The 18,671-nt window shown below is 48.5% G+C and carries 16 protein-coding genes; 9 read left to right on the forward strand and 7 right to left on the reverse strand.

The window, feature by feature from the left end; translation table 11 throughout:
* The first annotated feature begins 104 nt into the window (after nucleotides 1-104).
* The 7 genes from ACTHMC_RS03990 (at nucleotide 105) to ACTHMC_RS04020 (ending at nucleotide 5,991) form a co-directional block, all read left to right on the forward strand.
* Nucleotides 105-1,364 carry a sigma-54 interaction domain-containing protein gene (locus ACTHMC_RS03990; protein WP_440411008.1) on the forward strand — a complete coding sequence of 420 codons (1,260 nt, stop codon included), beginning with the start codon at nucleotides 105-107 and terminating at the stop codon, nucleotides 1,362-1,364.
* Nucleotides 1,348-1,893 (forward strand): LPS assembly lipoprotein LptE, encoded by a 546-nt coding sequence (lptE, locus tag ACTHMC_RS03995; RefSeq protein ID WP_440411010.1) that lies wholly within the window; start codon nucleotides 1,348-1,350, stop codon nucleotides 1,891-1,893. The genes ACTHMC_RS03990 and lptE overlap by 17 nt, the downstream gene beginning before the upstream one ends.
* Before the next feature lie 42 nt (nucleotides 1,894-1,935).
* Nucleotides 1,936-2,904, forward strand: a complete 969-nt coding sequence (locus tag ACTHMC_RS04000) for a hypothetical protein (RefSeq protein WP_440411012.1) — start codon at nucleotides 1,936-1,938, stop codon at nucleotides 2,902-2,904.
* Between the two features lies 1 nt (nucleotide 2,905).
* Nucleotides 2,906-3,238, forward strand: a complete 333-nt coding sequence (secG, locus tag ACTHMC_RS04005; RefSeq protein ID WP_440411014.1) for a preprotein translocase subunit SecG — start codon at nucleotides 2,906-2,908, stop codon at nucleotides 3,236-3,238.
* A gap of 76 nt (nucleotides 3,239-3,314) precedes the next feature.
* Nucleotides 3,315-4,370 (forward strand): endolytic transglycosylase MltG, encoded by a 1,056-nt coding sequence (gene mltG / locus ACTHMC_RS04010; RefSeq protein ID WP_440411015.1) that lies wholly within the window; start codon nucleotides 3,315-3,317, stop codon nucleotides 4,368-4,370.
* A gap of 16 nt (nucleotides 4,371-4,386) precedes the next feature.
* The gene (locus tag ACTHMC_RS04015; protein WP_440411017.1) at nucleotides 4,387-5,346 is read left to right on the forward strand and encodes a YihY/virulence factor BrkB family protein; all 960 of its coding nucleotides are present in this window, start codon (nucleotides 4,387-4,389) and stop codon (nucleotides 5,344-5,346) included.
* Between the two features lie 36 nt (nucleotides 5,347-5,382).
* Nucleotides 5,383-5,991, forward strand: coding sequence for a thioredoxin family protein (locus tag ACTHMC_RS04020; protein ID WP_440411018.1), 609 nt, complete (start codon nucleotides 5,383-5,385; stop codon nucleotides 5,989-5,991).
* 56 nt (nucleotides 5,992-6,047) lie between these two features.
* Here ACTHMC_RS04020 and ACTHMC_RS04025 read toward each other — a convergent pair whose 3' ends face one another.
* The 6 genes from ACTHMC_RS04025 to ACTHMC_RS04050 form a co-directional block, all read right to left on the reverse strand.
* Nucleotides 6,048-7,958, reverse strand: a complete 1,911-nt coding sequence (locus tag ACTHMC_RS04025; RefSeq protein WP_440411020.1) for a redoxin domain-containing protein — start codon at nucleotides 7,956-7,958, stop codon at nucleotides 6,048-6,050.
* Nucleotides 7,945-9,324 (reverse strand): RagB/SusD family nutrient uptake outer membrane protein, encoded by a 1,380-nt coding sequence (locus ACTHMC_RS04030; protein WP_440411022.1) that lies wholly within the window; start codon nucleotides 9,322-9,324, stop codon nucleotides 7,945-7,947. Before ACTHMC_RS04030 ends, ACTHMC_RS04025 begins: the two co-directional genes overlap by 14 nt.
* Before the next feature lie 11 nt (nucleotides 9,325-9,335).
* Nucleotides 9,336-12,548 (reverse strand): SusC/RagA family TonB-linked outer membrane protein, encoded by a 3,213-nt coding sequence (locus ACTHMC_RS04035; RefSeq protein ID WP_440411024.1) that lies wholly within the window; start codon nucleotides 12,546-12,548, stop codon nucleotides 9,336-9,338.
* Between the two features lie 87 nt (nucleotides 12,549-12,635).
* Nucleotides 12,636-13,799 carry a FecR family protein gene (locus ACTHMC_RS04040; RefSeq protein ID WP_440411026.1) on the reverse strand — a complete coding sequence of 388 codons (1,164 nt, stop codon included), beginning with the start codon at nucleotides 13,797-13,799 and terminating at the stop codon, nucleotides 12,636-12,638.
* A 100-nt stretch (nucleotides 13,800-13,899) separates the two neighbouring features.
* Entirely contained in the window at nucleotides 13,900-14,502 is a 603-nt protein-coding gene (locus tag ACTHMC_RS04045; protein ID WP_440411028.1) for an RNA polymerase sigma factor, read from the reverse strand.
* Nucleotides 14,503-14,754: 252 nt separating this feature from the next.
* Nucleotides 14,755-15,837 carry a type I restriction endonuclease gene (locus ACTHMC_RS04050; RefSeq protein ID WP_440411029.1) on the reverse strand — a complete coding sequence of 361 codons (1,083 nt, stop codon included), beginning with the start codon at nucleotides 15,835-15,837 and terminating at the stop codon, nucleotides 14,755-14,757.
* A gap of 169 nt (nucleotides 15,838-16,006) precedes the next feature.
* On the opposite strand from ACTHMC_RS04050, the gene ACTHMC_RS04055 reads away from it, so the two are divergent.
* Both ACTHMC_RS04055 and ACTHMC_RS04060 read left to right on the forward strand, forming a co-directional pair.
* Nucleotides 16,007-16,825 (forward strand): SDR family NAD(P)-dependent oxidoreductase, encoded by an 819-nt coding sequence (locus tag ACTHMC_RS04055; RefSeq protein ID WP_440411031.1) that lies wholly within the window; start codon nucleotides 16,007-16,009, stop codon nucleotides 16,823-16,825.
* 67 nt (nucleotides 16,826-16,892) lie between these two features.
* Entirely contained in the window at nucleotides 16,893-17,783 is an 891-nt protein-coding gene (locus ACTHMC_RS04060) for a helix-turn-helix domain-containing protein (protein WP_440411033.1), read from the forward strand.
* On the opposite strand, the gene ACTHMC_RS04065 is transcribed toward ACTHMC_RS04060, so the two are convergent.
* On the reverse strand, nucleotides 17,780-18,538 hold the full coding sequence (locus ACTHMC_RS04065) for a hypothetical protein (protein WP_440411035.1): 759 nt from the start codon (nucleotides 18,536-18,538) through the stop codon (nucleotides 17,780-17,782). The two genes, ACTHMC_RS04060 and ACTHMC_RS04065, sit on opposite strands and share 4 nt — an antisense overlap.
* Between the last annotated feature and the right edge of the window lie 133 nt (nucleotides 18,539-18,671).

Below are 18,671 nucleotides of genomic sequence, written 5' to 3' on the forward strand. Positions count from 1 at the left end.
ACGTGATGGTTAAGATCACGGATTGCACAGTGGCCACCCTGCTGGGAGAGATCATATAAGAGAAAATATCGTATTGTCAGAAAGGAGCTAAACGAGTTGTGTATATGGATATCCAATCAATCAAAAACCGTTTTGGTATTATCGGGAACTCACCTGCCCTCAATTATGCATTGCAGGTAGCAGCCACGGTTGCCAATACAGATCTTACCGTTCTCATCACCGGTGAAAGCGGTACTGGTAAAGAAGCATTCAGTCAGGTGATCCACGCGTTGTCTGCCCGCAAGCACAATCCCTTTATTGCGGTGAACTGCGGCGCGATACCGGAAGGCACCATCGATTCAGAATTGTTCGGGCATGAAAAGGGCTCCTTCACCGGCGCCGTGGATTCCCGCAAAGGATATTTTGAAACTGTCAACGGCGGCACTATCTTTCTCGATGAGATCGGTGAGATGCCACTGGGCACTCAGGCACGCTTGTTGCGTGTGCTGGAAACCGGGGAGTTCATCCGCGTGGGCTCTTCCAAAGTACAGAAAACGGATGTGCGTGTGATCGCCGCCACCAATAAGGACCTGCTGGAATTCACCCAGAAAGGCAGGTTCAGGGAAGATCTTTACTACCGTCTGAGCACGGTACCCATCAGGGTGCCTGCGCTGAAAGACAGGAAGGAAGATATTTCCCTGCTGTTCCGGAGGTTTGCCGTTGACTTTGCAGAAAAGTATAAGACAACCCCCATTCAGCTGGATGAGGAGGCGAAAGATCTGTTAATAAACTACAGCTGGCCCGGAAACGTGCGCGAACTGAAGAATATTGCAGAACAGATGAGCGTTCTTACCACGGAAAAACAGGTAAACGCAGCGGAGATCCGCCGCTTTTTGCCGGACCGTGATTTTTCGCGTTTGCCCGTACTGGTTAGTGGTCAGGCAGGTGGCGCCACCAATGGCCATGAATTTGCCAACGAGCGCGAGATCCTTTACAAGCTCTTCTTTGACATGAAGAAAGATGTAACGGAACTGAAGAAGATGTTCGTGGAGATCCTGCAGAACCCGGGTATGGCGATACAGCAGAACCAGGCACTGATCAACGAGCTGAAGGGCAAGGAGATCCTGACATCAACAGGAATGATCCCCCACTCCCAGCCCGTGCAGGCGCCAGCAGGCATGCAGCCGGTAATGATCCATCATGAAGATGATATCCATCATCATGAGGAAGTGGAAGAGAGCCTGAACATTATGGACAAAGAGAAAGAACTGATCATTAAAGCACTTAAAAAACATAAGGGGAAAAGGAAAGATGCTGCAACAGACCTTGGCATCAGTGAAAGGACCCTGTACCGTAAGTTGAAAGAATATGATATCAAAGAGTAACAGAACCCTGTACAGATCCGTACAACTCAGCCTGCTTGCTGCAGGACTTTTGCTGGTAGCACTTTTCAGCGGATGCTATTCATTCAAGGATGTAAGCATTCCGCCTGAAGTGAAAACGGCCAGGGTGAATTATATAGAAAACAAGGCAAGGTATATCAACCCGCAGCTCAGTCCCCAACTGACGGAAAAGCTGCGCCAGAAGATCAATAACCAGACACGTCTTACCCTTGTTCAGAACGACGATGCGCATTATGATATCAGTGGCTATGTGAGCGATTACTCCATCACCACTTCCGGTATCAGCCAGCAAGGCAACCAGCAGCAGGCGAGCATGAACCGTTTGACCGTAACCGTTACACTCATATTCAAGAATAACCTGGACCCTACCAAGAACTTCGAAGCGCCCATCTCACGCAACTTCGAGTTCTCGGCCAATATCAGTCTGCAGCAGGCAGAGGCCCAGTTGAGTGAAACCATCATCCAGAACCTGACGGATGAGATCTTCAACCGCATCTTTTCTAACTGGTAGTGCACCATCATAAAAAAACAGCGAAACATATAAGCCCTGTTCATGCAACAACATATTCAAACCATCGTACAACATTTTTTTCAGAAGGACAGTCTGCACGATGTGGCGGAGGCCGACCTGCAACAGTTTACGAGCGACTATCCTTACGCCATCATCGGCCAGTTTCTGCTGGCGGAAAAAATGCGTCACGATAACCAGGATGCTTTCCATGACCAGGCGCTTCGCACCAGCCTTTATTTCAACAATCCAGCCTGGCTTTACTGGCAATTGCAGGAGCACCAGGAAGCCAACCTGGAAGGGCTGAAAGCCGCCATCACCATGGTGGATGAGCCGCCAGTGGAGGAAACGAAGGTGGTGACTGAGAAAAAAGGAGGCACCGGAGAGATCACAGCCATCGAGAACAGACCGGCCGGGGAATCCACCACACCCGCTGTCAGCAACCTGCAGCAATCCATTTCGCTGGAAGATCCAGCCGCAGGCCATATTGCCGCCCTTGGCAACCAGCCCGCAGTGAAGCAGGAAGCAGTACAGGAAGAAACTCCCAAAACAGCCGTCAAAGCTGAGGAAAACAGTTCCGCCGTTGCACTGGCAGAATCGGTAAGCACCGCTTCATCACAGCCTGTTATCAATGAGATCGGATTCGATCCCTACCATACCATCGATTATTTTGCTTCCCAGGGCATCAAGCTCAAGCTGGAAGAACTGGCAAAGGACAAGCTGGGCCAGCAGCTCAAGAGCTTCACCGAATGGTTGCGCAGCATGAAGCGCATCGGCCCTGCCGGGATCAACGGCGCCGCCGCCCAGCTGGATGAGAGTGCCCAGCAGGCCATCCAGAACATTGCGGATACCAGCATCGAGGGAAAAGACATTGTTACTGAGGCCATGGCGGAAGTTTGGGTAAAACAGGGTAACTACCGGAAAGCCATTGCCATTTATGAGAAATTAAGTTTGCAGAATCCCGTCAAAAGCCCTTATTTTGCAGACCGTATACAACAATTAAAAGCTTTGTGATATGACTTATTTATTCCTGGTGCTGATCATTATCCTGACTGCCGTGATCAGCTTGTTCATCCTGATCCAGAATCCCAAAGGTGGTGGCCTGGCAGGTAACATTGCAGGATTCAACAACCAGTTCATGGGTGTTAAACAAACAACTGACGTGCTTGAAAAAGGAACCTGGGTGGTAGCTATTGCACTCGCACTGCTTTGCCTCTTCTCTGCTTTCTTTATCACGGGTGGTTCTGGTTCTAACGTTGATGCAGCTCCTGTAGCGGCTCCTAAAACAGCCCCTGCTCCTGCACCAGCTACCACGCCTTCAAATACAGTTCCACTGCAGCAACCTTAAGATTATTTACAAGATTTTCAATATACCCTGCTGAAATCAGCAGGGTTTTTTAATTTACAGCCTAATCCGGAACATCATGTGGAAAAAACTGATCTGGGGATTGCTCATCATACTGTTGCTGGCTGCGGCCGGCATCGGTTTCCGTTTCTTTACCTCCAATACCCCTTTTGAAAACACGCACAGGTACCTGTACATCAGAACCGGCGCCGCCACCTTCTCTGAAGTGCTGAAGACGCTTAAGGACAGTAACCTGGTCAGCAATCCCGGCTCCTTTGAATGGCTGGGGCATCGTATGGACCTGGAAGAAAAGATCAAACCAGGCCGCTACGAGATCACCAAAGGCATGAGCCTCTTTGCCATCGCCCGCATGCTGCGCAATGGCAGGCAGAGCCCGGTGAACCTGGTGATCACCAAACTGCGGACGCGCCAGGACCTGGCAGGGCTGATCGGACGTAAATTTGAATGCGACTCCAGCTCCGTGATGGAGTACATGAACAATGCGGACTCCATGCGTACCTACGGCTTTGATTCCGTGAGTATCATGACCGCCATTTATCCGAACACCTACACTTATTTCTGGAACAATACCCCTTCCGGCATCTTCAGAAAATTCTTTGCTGAATACAGGAAGGTATGGGACGAAGAAAGAAAGGCCAAAGCGGCCAAATTGCAGCTTACTCCCGGTGAAGCCTATACGCTGGCCAGTATCGTGGAAGAAGAAACGCGTAACAACGAAGAGAAAGGCAATATCGCCAGTGTGTACTACAACCGGTATAAGAAGGGCGACAAGTTACAGGCCGATCCTACCGTTAAATTTGCGCTGGGTGATTTTGGCCTGCGCAGGATCTATTACAAACACCTGACGGTGGAGTCGCCCTACAACACCTACCGTGTGAAAGGATTGCCTCCCGGCCCTATCTGCACCCCGCAGCTGGTGACCCTGGACGCGGTGCTGAATATGCCGGCCACCAACTATTATTTCTTTGTGGCCAAGAGCGATCTCACACAGGGACATGTGTTCACGGAAAACTACAAAGACCATATGGTAGCGGCAAAGGCCTTTCAAAAAGCACTGGACTCCGCCACTGCACTTAAACAGGCGGCCAAAGAAGATATCGGCACTCAAAAATAAAACCTGGCGAAGCGGCATGACCAAACTCGAACGCATCTTACTGAACCTGCCACCTGTAAAGCTTGTTACAGAATGGACCAAGAAGATCATTTTGCCGGGCTTCGACAAAGTGCCGCTCTATGATGTGATCGTTTTCTTCCTGAATGAAGTGAAGAAAGAAGGCCTTACGGAACGCGCTTCCGCGGTGGCTTACAATTTCATCATGGCCATCCCTCCCACCTGCCTGTTCATTTTCACGCTGATACCCAACCTGCCCTTCATTCCGAAAGACACCATCGAAACACAGTTGCACCACCTCATTACGGACATGATCCCTGCCCGGGAATACAACCAGGGTATCATCGACTTTGTAGATGGATTCCTGAACCAGAGCCGTGTTGGTCTGATCTCCTTCGGTTTCCTCCTGCTCATTTTCTTTGCCAGCAACGGCATGATGGGCCTCATGCGCAGCTTCAACAAAACTTATGTGGGTTTTGGCAAGCGTGGCGGGTTCGAAAGCCGCTGGATGGCCATCCGGCTAACCTTCATCATCCTGGGATTACTGGTGGCCTGCCTGGTGCTGCTGGCCATGCAGGGCGTGGTGCTGCGCTGGCTGGGTGTGGGCGCTAAATGGGCCGCTATCCTCGCCTGGTTCAGGTGGATCTTCATCATCGGACTGGTGTTCTATGCCATCTCCTTCATTTACAAATATGCACCCGCCATTCAGAAGCGCTGGAAGCTGATCTCACCGGGTTCCATCCTGGCCACCTTCCTGAGCTTGCTGGCCACGCTGGGCTTCAGTTTCTTCGTGAGCAATTTCGGAAAATATAATGCCCTCTACGGGTCTATTGGCACTATCATTGTTGCAATGATACTGATATATATCAATGCCCTGGTGCTGCTGATCGGATATGAGCTCAATGTGAGCATCCATTCACTGAAAGCATTAGCGGCTGAACGGGCGAGACACGAGACAAGCGGTGTGGCCGTTCCCTGATTTTTTCGTAAACTTTGTACATCTAAACATATCGTCATGAAAAGAAATCTCCTGCTGTTACTGATACTGCCCGTGTTGGCCATGCTGGGTTTCAAATCCGGCAACGAACCACTGGCCATTGGTTCGGCTATGCCTAAGGGTGATATTGTTCTGAAAGATATTTCCGGCAAGGATATTACACTCAACAATGCCCGCAAGGCCAATGGCCTGCTGGTGATGTTCAGTTGTAATACCTGCCCTGTGGTGATCAACAACGCCGAAAGGGCCAATGCTGTAGCCAAATTTGCGCTCGAGCACAACGTGGGCGTGATCTTCCTGAATTCCAATGAAGCGAACCGATCCGGGTCAGAATCCATCGATGCCATGAAAGCCTATGCAGCCAAAGAAAGTTTCAGCTGGTTCTATGCCGTTGACCAGAAAAGTGAACTGGCAGACGCATTCGGCGCCACTAAAACGCCTGAATGTTTCCTGTTCAGCAAAGACGGTAAACTGGTATATCACGGCGCTATCGACGATAGTCCCGGCAAAGCTGAAAACGTTTCCCGCAAGCATTTGCAGGAGGCCATCACAGAAGTGAGCGGAGGAAAAGAAGTGAGCACTAAAACCTCCAAAGCTGTAGGTTGTGGCATCAAGAGACTCGGTTAAGCCCCGTTTTTAAAATCATTGAAAAAGAGGCGATCTGTCGGGATCGCCTCTTTGCATTACTGCTTCATGGCTATGCTGATCATGGCTGATAATTCGGATACCATTTTCAGTGCATCCCCTGTAAAGCCCACAGACATGAACCTGATATCACCATACCTGTCAATGACGAACTTGGCAGGTATCCCTTCTACCCCGAGGGCAGTGGCTAATTTATAGGCCCTGCTGTTGGTGCCCAATGGTTCATCGACCAATACCTGAAAAGTATATCCATTTCCATCTATGAACTTCCTGATCTCGGGAATCCTTTTGGCCGGGGGCAATGTTTCCCAGGTATCCACAAAGAGGAAAACCACATTGGTATCATTCCTGTACTGATCTACCGCCTGCTGCATGGCAGGAAAAGAACGCTTGCAGGGAACGCACCAGGTGGCCCAGAAATCCAATACCACCACTTTGCCTTTGAGGCTTTCCAGTGTAACAATACTGCTGTCCGTTTTCCGGAGAGTGAACGCCGGCACTGCCCGTTTGATCATATCGAATTCAAGCTGCCGGTGGATCCTGTTGCGTGCAATGGTCTGCAGCGAGTCAAGATAGACCGGGAAGCTTGTCTGGTCTGCATAAGATTCTTTCAGGGATTTGATCACAGAAGCTCCACCGGTTCCGGCAGCAATAAATCCTGAGGCCTGTTTTACAAGTTGTGCGTGTTGCCCCGCTTTTTTCAGATAACCGATCAGTGTTTCATTAAAAGAAGTATTGGCGCCATTTACACACGTTACTGCCCGCTGCTGTAGTTCTACAGCTTCCTCTATTTTTCCCTGAAGATCTTTCAACCTTGCATATGTATTATAGTATTCAGCCTGATTTACAAAGTACATCTCCTTCCGGTCTGCAGGTGGCAGGTAAGATCCTTTCTCCGATGCAGGCAAGGGTTCATTCACCACAATCCTCAACAGGCTATCGGCATCGGACAACCGCTTTCCGGCGTCGATGAATGCTTTTGCCACATTGTGGTATGCTCCCGCCTTCTGGTCACTGTCTTTCAACAACGCAAGGAGCGTCCAGGCCTTATCAGGTTTGCCCTGTTTTGCAAATTCAGAGATAGTAACAGCTGCAATAAATCCCAGGTCTTTTTTATCAGGAGCAGACTGAAGCGCCTGCTGCTGATGAAACACTATCAGCATGCTGTCAGCAGATTCAAGGGAAAGAAACCGTTGCCAGAAACGATCGCCCTTATTGCTCACAGACTTCGTCCTTTTTGCGATCTCATCTTTCAGCGAATCAGCTTCTGCCCTTTTTCCTGTGAGGGACAATAAGCCTGCGGCCAGCGCCCAGTCCTTTTCTGAAAATCCTTTTTTGAGCAAGGAATCCTTTTTCCTTTCAACCAGGGGATAAACATCTCGCTTTTTCGCATATACCAGAGCGGTATAATATTCCAATTCTTTTGCAGCTTTCAATGAGGGATTGTCGTGGAATTCCTTTTCATACAATTCCAGCGCCTGTTGAGCATATGAGGTACCCAGTCCAAGGACTCTTTTGCATTTTATCATCAGCTCTGCGGCAGCAGCCCGGGAGCCTGCTATCGGGTTTTGCCGTTGGTAAACGGGATAGATGTATCCTTTCCCCCTGTTATCGTCAATGATAGCACCATCCCTGAATCGCAATGCCACAGCAATGGCGGAGTCGGGCAGTATGAAAACGGTTTCCCAGTTCTTTCCGTTGCGCACAGCTTTCAGGTCCAAGGCACCATAACCATTGCCCGTGCTGAAAATAAGCGCCACGGCCACCGAATCGGCATCTCTCAGCCTGGTATGTTCCGGATCATAGGTATACCTGGTTTGAATACCGGTGTTCATTTTTACAGACGCAGAAGACTCAACATTGGAGAACTGTGCGTTAACGGACAGGCAGGTATAAAGGGAAAAAAGGCCGCACAGGATATTCCTGGCAAGTTTATTAATAGTCATCATTTTGAGATAGGTTAGGGTTATTGATCCTTTCAGTCTGTGGAACAGGGAAGAGTTTGTACTTAGGTTTCCAGTTACTTTTCAAAGGCGTCATCACTTCGTCGAGTTTACCGGTATGATAGAGATATGGCCACCGCTCCCCTTCCATGAACAATTCCGTTCTTCTTTCTTTCCGGAGCGCTGTAATAATTTCATCTTTGGTAGCTGAAACAGGCAGCTTATCAAGACCTGCCCTCGTTCTTACAGAGTCAACCAGTTCCCTGGCTTCATCAGGCTGATTCAATTCGGCCAGGGCCTCTGCTTTTATGAGCATCTGTTCCGGAAGCCGCAGGTAAATAAAGTCTTCCTGACTGCTGGGGGAATAGGATTTCAACCTGTATTTGTATCCGCAGGTATATACTTTACCATTGACAGTTCTTGTGGTGGTCCAGCTTGTTTTACGTTTGTCACCTGTTTCAAAAGCAGCTACGAGCCCGGGTTGCATGATAAAATTTGGGGCAACTCTTGTACTGGTTCCGGGCGCCAGTAAAGCGGCCCATCTTGTATAGTCGGTATAACCTCCACCGCCTGCCTGGGAACTCGCTTTCAGGATGCCTTCTTTACTGCCACGCAGGAATGTTTTCAGAAGATCCGTTTCCAGGGAAAAAGGTCCCGCCATTGCTTTGGAAGCCATGTCTGAAGCCAGTGCCCATTTTTTCTGATACAGGTAAATGCGTGCAAGCAATGCATATGCTGCGTATGGTGTAGCCCTTGTCATATCAGAGCGGTTTCTGAGATCGGGTATTGCTTCGCTGAGGTCTTTGATCATCTGTTCCGTTATTGCTGCCCTTGGAGCCCTTGGCAGGCTTGAGTTTGCACCCACATTGGTATTGAGCACCAACGGCACGTCCCCGAAAAGCCCGGTCAGTGTCAGGTACTGAAAAGCGCGCATGAATTTAGCCTCTGCAACATACTGTTTTTTGAGTTCTTCGGAAATGGCAGTGGATGCCGGAAGGTTGTCGATAAATCCGTTGGCATGATAAATAGCGGCATAAGGTTGCCCCCACAATCCTATAAAATGACTGGTAACAGGTGTGTAATTATTTGTATAGAACGTGTTCCAGATGATCCCCGGATTGGTCAGTATGATCTCATCGCCTGCGAGTCCCTGCATCAAAACTGGATATACAGACACTTCAGTTGCCAGCAGGCCGGAAGAATAGAGCCCTGTCATATTGGAAGCGATGGTGCCGCTGTCTGAGAACAACTGTTCTTTCGTGATCTGGTTCACGGCCGGAGGTATCTGCAGCAATTTTTCGCAGGATGTGAATGATATGCCTGAGAATAACAGGAACAAAATTCCGGTATAAGACAGATTGGAAAATTTCATGGTGGAATTGTTTAGAATGAAAGTTGAAAGCCCGCTGTGAAAGTCCGCATGAGTGGTGTTGTATTGCCGGTTTCAGGATCCAGCCCCTTCACATTGGAGAAAGTAAGCAGGTTCTGCGATTGCAGGTAAACCCTCGCACGTTTGATCCCGGCTTTTTTCAGACTGCCTTCAGGAAAGTTCCACCCGATCATCACATTTTTCAAACGCAGGTAACTGATGCGATGGAAAGCGGCATTGGAAAACCAGTAATCGGAATACATGGAAGAGAGCTCTGATCCGGTGGTAGCAGTAAGCCTGGGGAACTGCTTCACATCCCCTTTTGCCTGCCAGTAATTTCCCAGCATCAGGTCAGGCACATTGAACATGGTGCCGGGGGCGTAGTAATTGGCCCATTTCCAGTTGTACCCATTCTGCTCGGAGAACTGGAAGAACAGGTCCAGTTCAAATCCTTTATACCTGAACTGGTTGTTGACACCTCCAAAGAACCTGGGACTGAAAGAGCCGAGCGGCGTATAATCATCGAAGGTAGTAGCCTGGTCATTGTTGAAATCTTTGAATACGGGAAGCCCGGTTTCTGTGTCCAGTCCCTGAAAAAGATAGCCCCACCAGAGGTTCACAGGTTGCCCGATCTGGTACTGGCTGGAGTAAGGCGAGTATTCAAGATTGGGGTAATCCAGCAGCTTATTCCTCACAAGGGATAGATTGGCCGTGGTGGTCCAGCTGAAATCCTTTCCATTGATATTCCTTGAGCTGAGCTCCAGTTCAAGGCCCTGGTTCTGCAGCAGTGCAGGCAGGTTAGCCTGGTAAGAAGGGAATCCGCTTTGCGCAGGTAAAGGATATTCCACCAGCTGGTTGCTGCAACGGTTGCGGAACCAGGCAGCCGTGAACATGATCCTGTTCCTGATAAAACCTAATTCCAGGGCAGCTTCCAGCTTCCTGTTCTCTTCCCATCCGTATTGCCCGTTGAAGGTGGAGGCAGGGCGGAGACCTGGCATATTGTTGTACATGTACAGCGTGGAAGAGAATGTTTCCATATACCTGTAATCACTGATCTGGTCGTTACCCGTTACGCCATAGCTTGCCCGAAGTTTTCCGTATGAAAGGAAAGGCAGTGCGTTGATCAGGGCATCTTCCCTGGAGAAAAGCCATGCGGCACCAAGTGCACCGAAATTTCCGAAACGGTTGTCCGGGCCAAAACGTGAAGAGCCATCGCGACGGAATGTAGCATTCAGGAAATATTTGTCGTCCCTGCTGAATGTGGCCCGGGCAAATCCTGAAACATATTTATACTGGGACCCGAAGTTCTCTTTGTTGGAAATGGTTTTGGCAGCCTTTACATCGCCCAGCAGCAGGTCTGTTGAAAAATCACCGGCCTCCAGGATGCTGCCATCTCTGATGGTATGCTGGAAGGCACCACCCGCCATCAGTTGCAGCCTGTTCCTGTTTAGTTTGATGGTGTAGTCTACCTGCGGTTCGATGGTCACGGACTGGTAATCCGAATTATGAAATTTGGTCTTATTGTACACCGGCGAAAAAAGAGGCATGGTCATGGAAGGGAATTTCAGCACGCTTTTCAACTGTTGCCTGTTGTACCCGGCGGTGGTCTTCAATTGCAGGCCCGGCAGTATCGTATACCTGATATTGCCGCTCACCAGCACATTATTCGTTTGATTTGAACCTGATGTGTGAAAGGCCATGTACGGATTGACATATTCCCCGAGATTGGTTAGTTTTCCGTCTGCGTCATATGCCGGGAAATTGGGCGGCAGCAGGTAGCTGCCGAAAATATCCAAACCCAGCAGGTTAAGATGATCTGAAGAAACATTGGTGGTGAAGCTTGCTGTAAGTTTCTTATCTGTTGAGTTATGCTCGATATTGAAATGCATGTTCACCCTGTCTTCATTCTCATTGCCTGCCAGTATGCTGTTCTGGTGAAAGTATCCGATGCCGGTCATAAATCGGGTATTGGCATCACCACCAGACAGGGTGGCCTGTATATTGGTAACGGGAGCACTGTTGCCGTAAATGAGTTTGGGCCAGTTGGTATAGGCAGTAGTATCCCAGACTTTAAGATCAGGAGCATTGATCTCATCCGGGGTTAGCCCATCCATGGCGAATGCTTCATGTCTTAAAGCAAGATATTGTCTGGTATCCAGCATATCCATCATAACAGCTGCTTTACCGAAACCTGTGTAAGCATCCAGTGCAAATTTCGCCTGCCCTGATTTTGCCTTTTTTGTAGAGATCAATATCACACCATTTGAACCTCGGGAACCATAAATGGCCGTGGCATCGGCATCTTTCAGAATTTCAATGCTTTCAATATCTGAAGGATTGATACTGTTCATAGGGCTGAGTGATGTAACAGAACCAGCCTCTATCCTGTTGAGCGGCTCCGAAGACATGGGAATGCCATCGATGATATAAAGCGGCGAAGCGCCGGCTGCCACGGAGTTGATACCCCGCACCTGTACATTCACCTGTGCGCCCGGTCCGCCACTGGTGGCAGTGATGGCCACGCCCGCGGCGCGGCCCTGCATTGAAGCAAGCGGGTTTGGATTGTTCTGCCTGTTAAGCTCATCTCCTTTCACCCTGGCGATAGAACCCGTATTGGCACTCCTGTTCACTGTACCATACCCCCTAACGATAGTCTCATCCATATCGTTGATTGCCGGCTTCAGTTTTATCAGCAATACAGCCTGTTTTCCGGCGCTCACCGTTACTTTCTGAACTGCTTTTTCCATGCCTACAAAACTTATCTCAGCCGTAAAATTTCCTTCCGGAAGATGATCCAGCAGTACCTGACCATCTTTACCGGTAATATCACCTGCCTGCTGTTCACGCAGGCTCACAGAAGCTCCTTCGAGGGGCGCTCCTTTTTCATCTGTAACGGTAATCAATAAACGCCCATTACCTGCCCCGGTCGTTCCGGCAGTAGCTTTACTGATGGAAATGGTATTGCCTTCGATATTGTAAACAAGGTTAGCCGGCGTAAGTACCTTTTTAAGAAAAGTAGTCAGTGGTTCTTTCGCTGCTTCGATGGTCACCGGCTGTGCGTTTTTGATCAGTTGATAGTCTGCAACCACCAGGTAACCTGTTTGTTTTTTCACAACTGCGAAAACTGTTTCCAGGCTTACATTCCGGCCGGAGTAGGTAATAGTTTGCGATTGTGCTCCCGCGGCCGCGAACAGGCAGCCGAGGAGCAGCATAACAGTCAATCTCATAGCAATTTTTTTGAAGGTCAGTGCAAGGCAAAGACCGGTTTAGGTTAATAGATCTCCGGAGAGACCGGCAGGAAAGGTTTAAAGATATCAGCGGGATATTATCAGCCTGTTATTATCAAGCGATGCATGAAGTCCCATATTGTTGAGCAGCTTCACTACCTGTTGAGGGCTGAGGCCTCTTCCCATGCTGCCATAGAATTCGAATGCAGGTAGTTCCCCGGTAAATACAGGCTCCAGGTCATACCATCTTGCCAGTTCCCGGATGGCTTCTTCCAGGGGCATTCTCCGGAAACTGAATTCACCATTCTTCCATGCCATCACCTGGCTGGTGTCAACAGCCTGCATTATTTTCACGGCCCCGGTCCTGTCTTGCTGCAATTGCTGTCCCGGAGAAAGCAGCTTCCGGTACTCATGCTGCACAAATCTTATCTTACCTGAAAGCAATGTTGCTTTCATAACCGGTTCTTCAGCATAGCAGCGGAGGTTGAATGCAGTGCCAAGCACTTCAAAAGCAGCCTGCCCCGGCATTTTTACACGGAAAGGTTTTGCAGGATCGCTCTTTACATTGAACCAGGCTTCTCCCTCGAGGTATACCTCCCTTTCATTCCCCTGGAACGAAACAGGGTACCGTATGGAGCTGGCGGCGTTGAGTTCCACTTCAGTACCATCAGGAAGTCTCAACCTGAACTGTTTTCCTTTTGGTGTAGTCATGGTATTATAGGCAACAGATGCGGAAGCGGCATTTTGATCATACACCACTCCGTTCCCGGTCATTTCCACACTTGAACCATTTTCTGTTGCTATCAGTCCCTTCTCCTGTTCATCGAGGTTCAGTTTTCTTCCGTCAGCCAGGATAAGGATGGCACCTGAATGATCTGCCTGCGATATAGAATCAGTCATTTGCACTGCAACAGCATTATTTACTGTAGCGGGCTGTTGATTTAAGTACCAGCCTCCTGCTATCACTATCAGCAGTACGATTGCCGCCGCCCACCATTTCCGGGCTGGCAGCAGAATAATCTTTGCCCTGTTCTTTTTACGGATGCGTAAAAAAAGCTCTTCCGCTTTTTCCTCTGATAAAGGATAAAATAATAACGGATCCTCGAACGTGGCATCGATCAACGAATGAAACGCTGTGTCAGACTTATTCTCAGCAATCGCCGTCATCAACTCATTGCGTTCCGCTGCGGAACACTGGTCTGCCAGATAGCGTTCATACAAATCCTTCAGTCTTGAAGAAGCATCATGCATCGGATTCAGTTTGCAATCATTAAAGAGAAGTCAACAGTTGTTCCCCTCTTCCATACTATAGACACGCAAGCAGGAAGGCCGGGTAGGATGATTGAAAAATTTATTTCAGTATTTTTTCTGCCAGCAGTAGAACAAGCAGGACCAGGCGGTGCTCATGTAACTGCAGGTATTTCCGGATAGACCTGAGCGCTTCGGTCATATGGTATTTCACTGTATCCCTTGAAAGCTGCAGCTGTTCTGCAATCTGTTCATAGCGTAATCCCTCCTCTTTGCCGAGCACGTATACATTCCGCTGTTGCGGTGTCAGTTGGGCAATAGCCTGGTGCAGGATCTTTTTCAACTCATTATAGGAAACTGTATCCGGCCCTTCTTCCCCTTCAGGATTTTTCTGCGCGATGATCTCCCGCAGGAAGGTCTCTTCAGTAGCTAATCTCCGTAACCGGTTATACAAATTATTGCGGGTGATGGTGCGCACCCATGCATGAAAATTTTCCAGTTCGGGTAATTTGTGCCGGTTGAGCCAGATGCTCACGAATACCTCTTGCAATACGTCTTCAGCCACCGGCTTGCTTTTGGTGATCTGAAGTGCAAGTGAATAGATTCTGTTCCGGTAATGATCATACAGTTGTTTGTATGCATGCTCATCACCTCCGGCGAGCAGTTGAAGCAGCTCCTTTGTATGATATCTGGGTGGGGATTCCAATTACAATGCGGCTTGGTAAAAGTACAGGAATTTTTCTTCCTCATTGTCCACGAATGCATCTATCAGGGCTATCAGGAGCCCGGGCGAAGAAATGAAAAACCGGATTGCATAAATCAGGTATTGAAGCAGCGAAATCAGCTTCCGAAATGAATAACAGAATTTCAGAGTTCTACAATAAGAAAAAACCGGACCTGAAGCAGATCCGGATAGTTGTGTTTAAGGCCCGTAGTGAAGGCGGGTTCCTAAATTTATTTAATTCACAACCTCCCCCTGAACAACAGATTTTTCCAGATTCTCCACCGTTTTGATCAGCCTCGCTGCAAACTGATAAATACCATTGATATTCGAGATCTCCTGCTTCTCCCCTTTCTTATCAGTATCCATCAGGTGAATGGATTTCTTATTGCCGCTGAGTTGCAGGCGGCAAATCGTTTTCCTGTTATTGTCATCCAGTAAAATAGCAAAATAGCTCTGCGCATCCCGGTATACAATCCGCTCCGCATCTATCTGGTTCCTGAGAATCGATTTGATGATATAGAATGCCTCCAATTCTTCACCGGTAGTTACCACCCTGGACTCTTCTGCTTTTACCACCGGTTCCGGTTCTTTGTGCCGCAACTCTGTTTCCTTTACCAGTGCAATCTTTAGTCTGTCTGTGATCAGATCACTGATATACTGGGAAGTTGATTTTTTAGTAAGATTCGTGAACTGCTCCAGCACGCGTGACGTGATGGCTCCTGAATAGATCTGTTTGGCAAAATGCCGAACCAGGTTCTCTGAAGGGTTGTTAAGTTCTGTATGGATCAGGTTCTTCAATTCATTCAGGTATTTGAGCTCAGTAGCAGTGCTCACGATCGTATCATGGTCATAATAGTTTTTATGGAATTTCTTTATCTCCTCGATCTGGTTCTCCCTGAGATCAGTGATGTTGAAAGTAAAGAAAGGCTTCTCGTCCATTTTATTTGCTTCCATCAGGTCCGTATAAAAACGATATTCGAAACCATTGGTTAGCAAACCGAATTTTGCCTTAGTTGTATGAAAATAACGGAACAACTGTGAATTGAATACATCGAGTGCGGCGCCATGCCATTTGCACTCGATCAGAATGGTTGGCTGCCCGTCACGCAGGATCGCATAATCCACTTTTTCACCCTGCTTTATTCCCAGATCCGCTACAAATTCCGGTATCACTTCGGCAGGATTGAATACATCATAGCCCAGCGCCTGAATGAACGGCATGATATAAGCATTCTTGGTGGCTTCTTCTGTATTGACTGAATCCTTAAGCTTTACGGCCCGGTTCCCTAATTGTTGTACGAGGTCTTTGAAATCCATAGGAGTTTATATTCTTGAATGATAAATAAAAATGTTCTGGCAATTTTAATATTTTCAAAGTTTACCGCATTACGGGTTACCGTAAAAATGTATCATTCTTCCCCACTTCCGTATAAATCCTCCTTCCCCGCCGGTCCTAATTTTGTTTTATCATTTAAATCTATCAGAAATGGCAAAAACAATTTTCATTACCGGTGCTTCAAGAGGCTTCGGTAAATTATGGGCAGAGGCATTGTTACAGCGTGGCGACAAAGTAGTGGCAACCGCCCGCGACCTCCGCTCCCTGGACGATCTCGTAAATAAATACGGCAACAATATACTCCCCCTCCAGCTAGATGTGAACGACCGCGCCGCAGACTTTGCAGCGATCGCCAAAGCGAAAGCTCATTTCGGCACTATCGATGTACTGATCAACAACGCCGGCTATGGCCTCTTCGGCAGTATCGAAGAAACCTCCGAACGCGAAGCACGCGAACAAATGGAAACCAATTTCTTCGGCCTGCTCTGGCTCACACAGGCCGCATTGCCCGTGATGCGGGAACAGGGCCACGGACATATCATCCAGCTTTCCAGCATTCTGGGCCTGGTGACCCTGCCCGTCCTTGGCCTGTACAACGCCTCCAAATTTGCAGTGGAAGGCCTGGGTGAAACCCTGGCAACCGAAGTGAAAGAATTCGGCATCAACGTAACCATGATCGAGCCCAATGGCTTCTCCACCGACTGGTCAGGCGCTTCCGCCACCCATACCACGGCAATGCCTGAGTATGATGGCCTGAAAGCCGCCTTCCAGGCGGGTCTCACAGACGATATCTGGGGAGTGCCCGAAGCAACCATCCCTGCCGTGCTCAAATTGATCGACAGCACAAATCCCCCATTAAGACTGTTCCTTGGCAAACATGCTTATCCAATGATCAAACAGGTGTACCAGGGCCGTCACGCAGAATGGGAAGAATGGAACGAAGTGGCCACAGCAGCCCACGGCAAGTAAAACCATTCAAATTCATCCACATGATCTACGTCGGAATTACGGCGTAGATTTGTGTAATTTCCAGCATATGCAACATTTCAAAAATCTGGCAGAGCTGCACCGCAATAACGGATTTCCCATGCCGGAAAATCCGCTGATCAGTGTTAACAGATGCACACAAACCTGCTCCTTCGGCAACAGGGAATACACGTCTGATTTTTATATGATCGGATTCAAAAAGCTGAAGTCGGGCGTGATCATGTACGGCCGCACCAAATATGATCATAGCAATGGAAGCATGATGTTTGTGAAGCCGCGGCAGATCATCGAATTCAAGGGTGTGGAGTATGAAGAAGATGCTTTCGCTATTTTCATTCATGAGGATTATCTCAATGGACATAACCTGCACAACGCCATCGGCAGATACGCATTCTTTGATTACGAAGCCAATGAAGCATTGCACCTTTCACCCAAAGAAGAAGAGATCATCTGGGACCTCTTCTATAAAATTGACGCGGAATACAGAAGCAATACTGATGAGTACAGTCGCGATATCATACTCACCCATATCGATTCCATGCTGAAATATTCACAGCGGTTCTACAAACGGCAGTTCATCAACCGCGCCGAGCTGTCAGGTAAAACGGTCACTAAGTTCAATGAGGCGCTGAACACCTGGTTCAGGAACGGTTTACTGACAGACAAGGGCCTGCCTACCGTAACTGAACTGGCGTCAACACTCAATCTGTCATCCCGCTACCTCAGCGATCTGCTGAAACAGGAAACGGGCAAAACAGCCATCGAGCTGATCCATATCTACCTGATCAATGAAGCCAAGGACCGTCTCAAAGGGAATACTCTCAGTGTTTCAGAAATAGCTTATGAACTGGGCTTTGAAAACCTGCCGTATTTTTCCAGGCTGTTCAAAAAAGAGACAGGCTTCAGCCCCAATCAATTCAAAAAACAAACGCTGAACTAATTACAGATATACTCCATCTCCGACCGGGCCAGCTGCAGATTGAAGAACCGGGCGGGATCGAAATACACATCGCCCATATCGATCTTTGTAGGCAATTTATTGTTGTTGTAATCAGCTGCATTGAACGGATTGTTCACGCTGTAGTTCCGGTTCAGGAACATCCAGATCTTGTTGGTTCGGTGCAGGTTGATCTTATTGTCGTACACCACGCCATCCAGGATGAGGTTGCCATCATCATCATAGGCATATTCCTCGGTCAGCACATAATTGGGATCCTGGTCCCAGCGATGAATGGTCTTAGTAAGCCGGTCCCATTTATCGTATTCAAAATCTGTGGTGGTGTAGCCCATGGCGCTGGCCATCTCCCCGTTCACCACAGCGCCCCACCACCAGGTGGTATCACGGATGATCCTTCCCTTACTGTCGTGTTGATAAAGGGTCCAGGTTTCAAAACTTTCCGGATTGTACAGGCCTTCCATCCTGATCAGCCGGTTGCGGTTATCGTAGTAGAAATAACGGGATGGCACAGCCGTACCGGGATTGTCTACTACAGCAGAAACAGGTAGCCCATGCCGGTTGTAGGTAAATGTGAATTCTCGTGGATAATCCACCATCACTCTGAGCTTTTTGATATTGCAGTACCTGATGTCTCCATCCTTGTTACTGCGCAGGAATTCCGCCACTTTGTTGCAACCTGTGGCGAGTATAACTGATAAGACAAGGCAAGCCCATAGCCTTCCGTTTTTGCTTGTCATAGCTGTATAGGTTGAGTGTGAGTAATCCCATCAAAGTTTTAACAGGGTTGGCAGCAGTAGTAAAAGGGAAGGATTGCAGAGAGGTAATAGCAGAAATTGGATCAGTCTGAAGTTACGCCAAACTTCAGGCTGA

The organism is Pseudobacter sp. (assembly GCF_051955275.1).
Taxonomy (GTDB): Bacteria; Bacteroidota; Bacteroidia; order Chitinophagales; family Chitinophagaceae; genus Pseudobacter.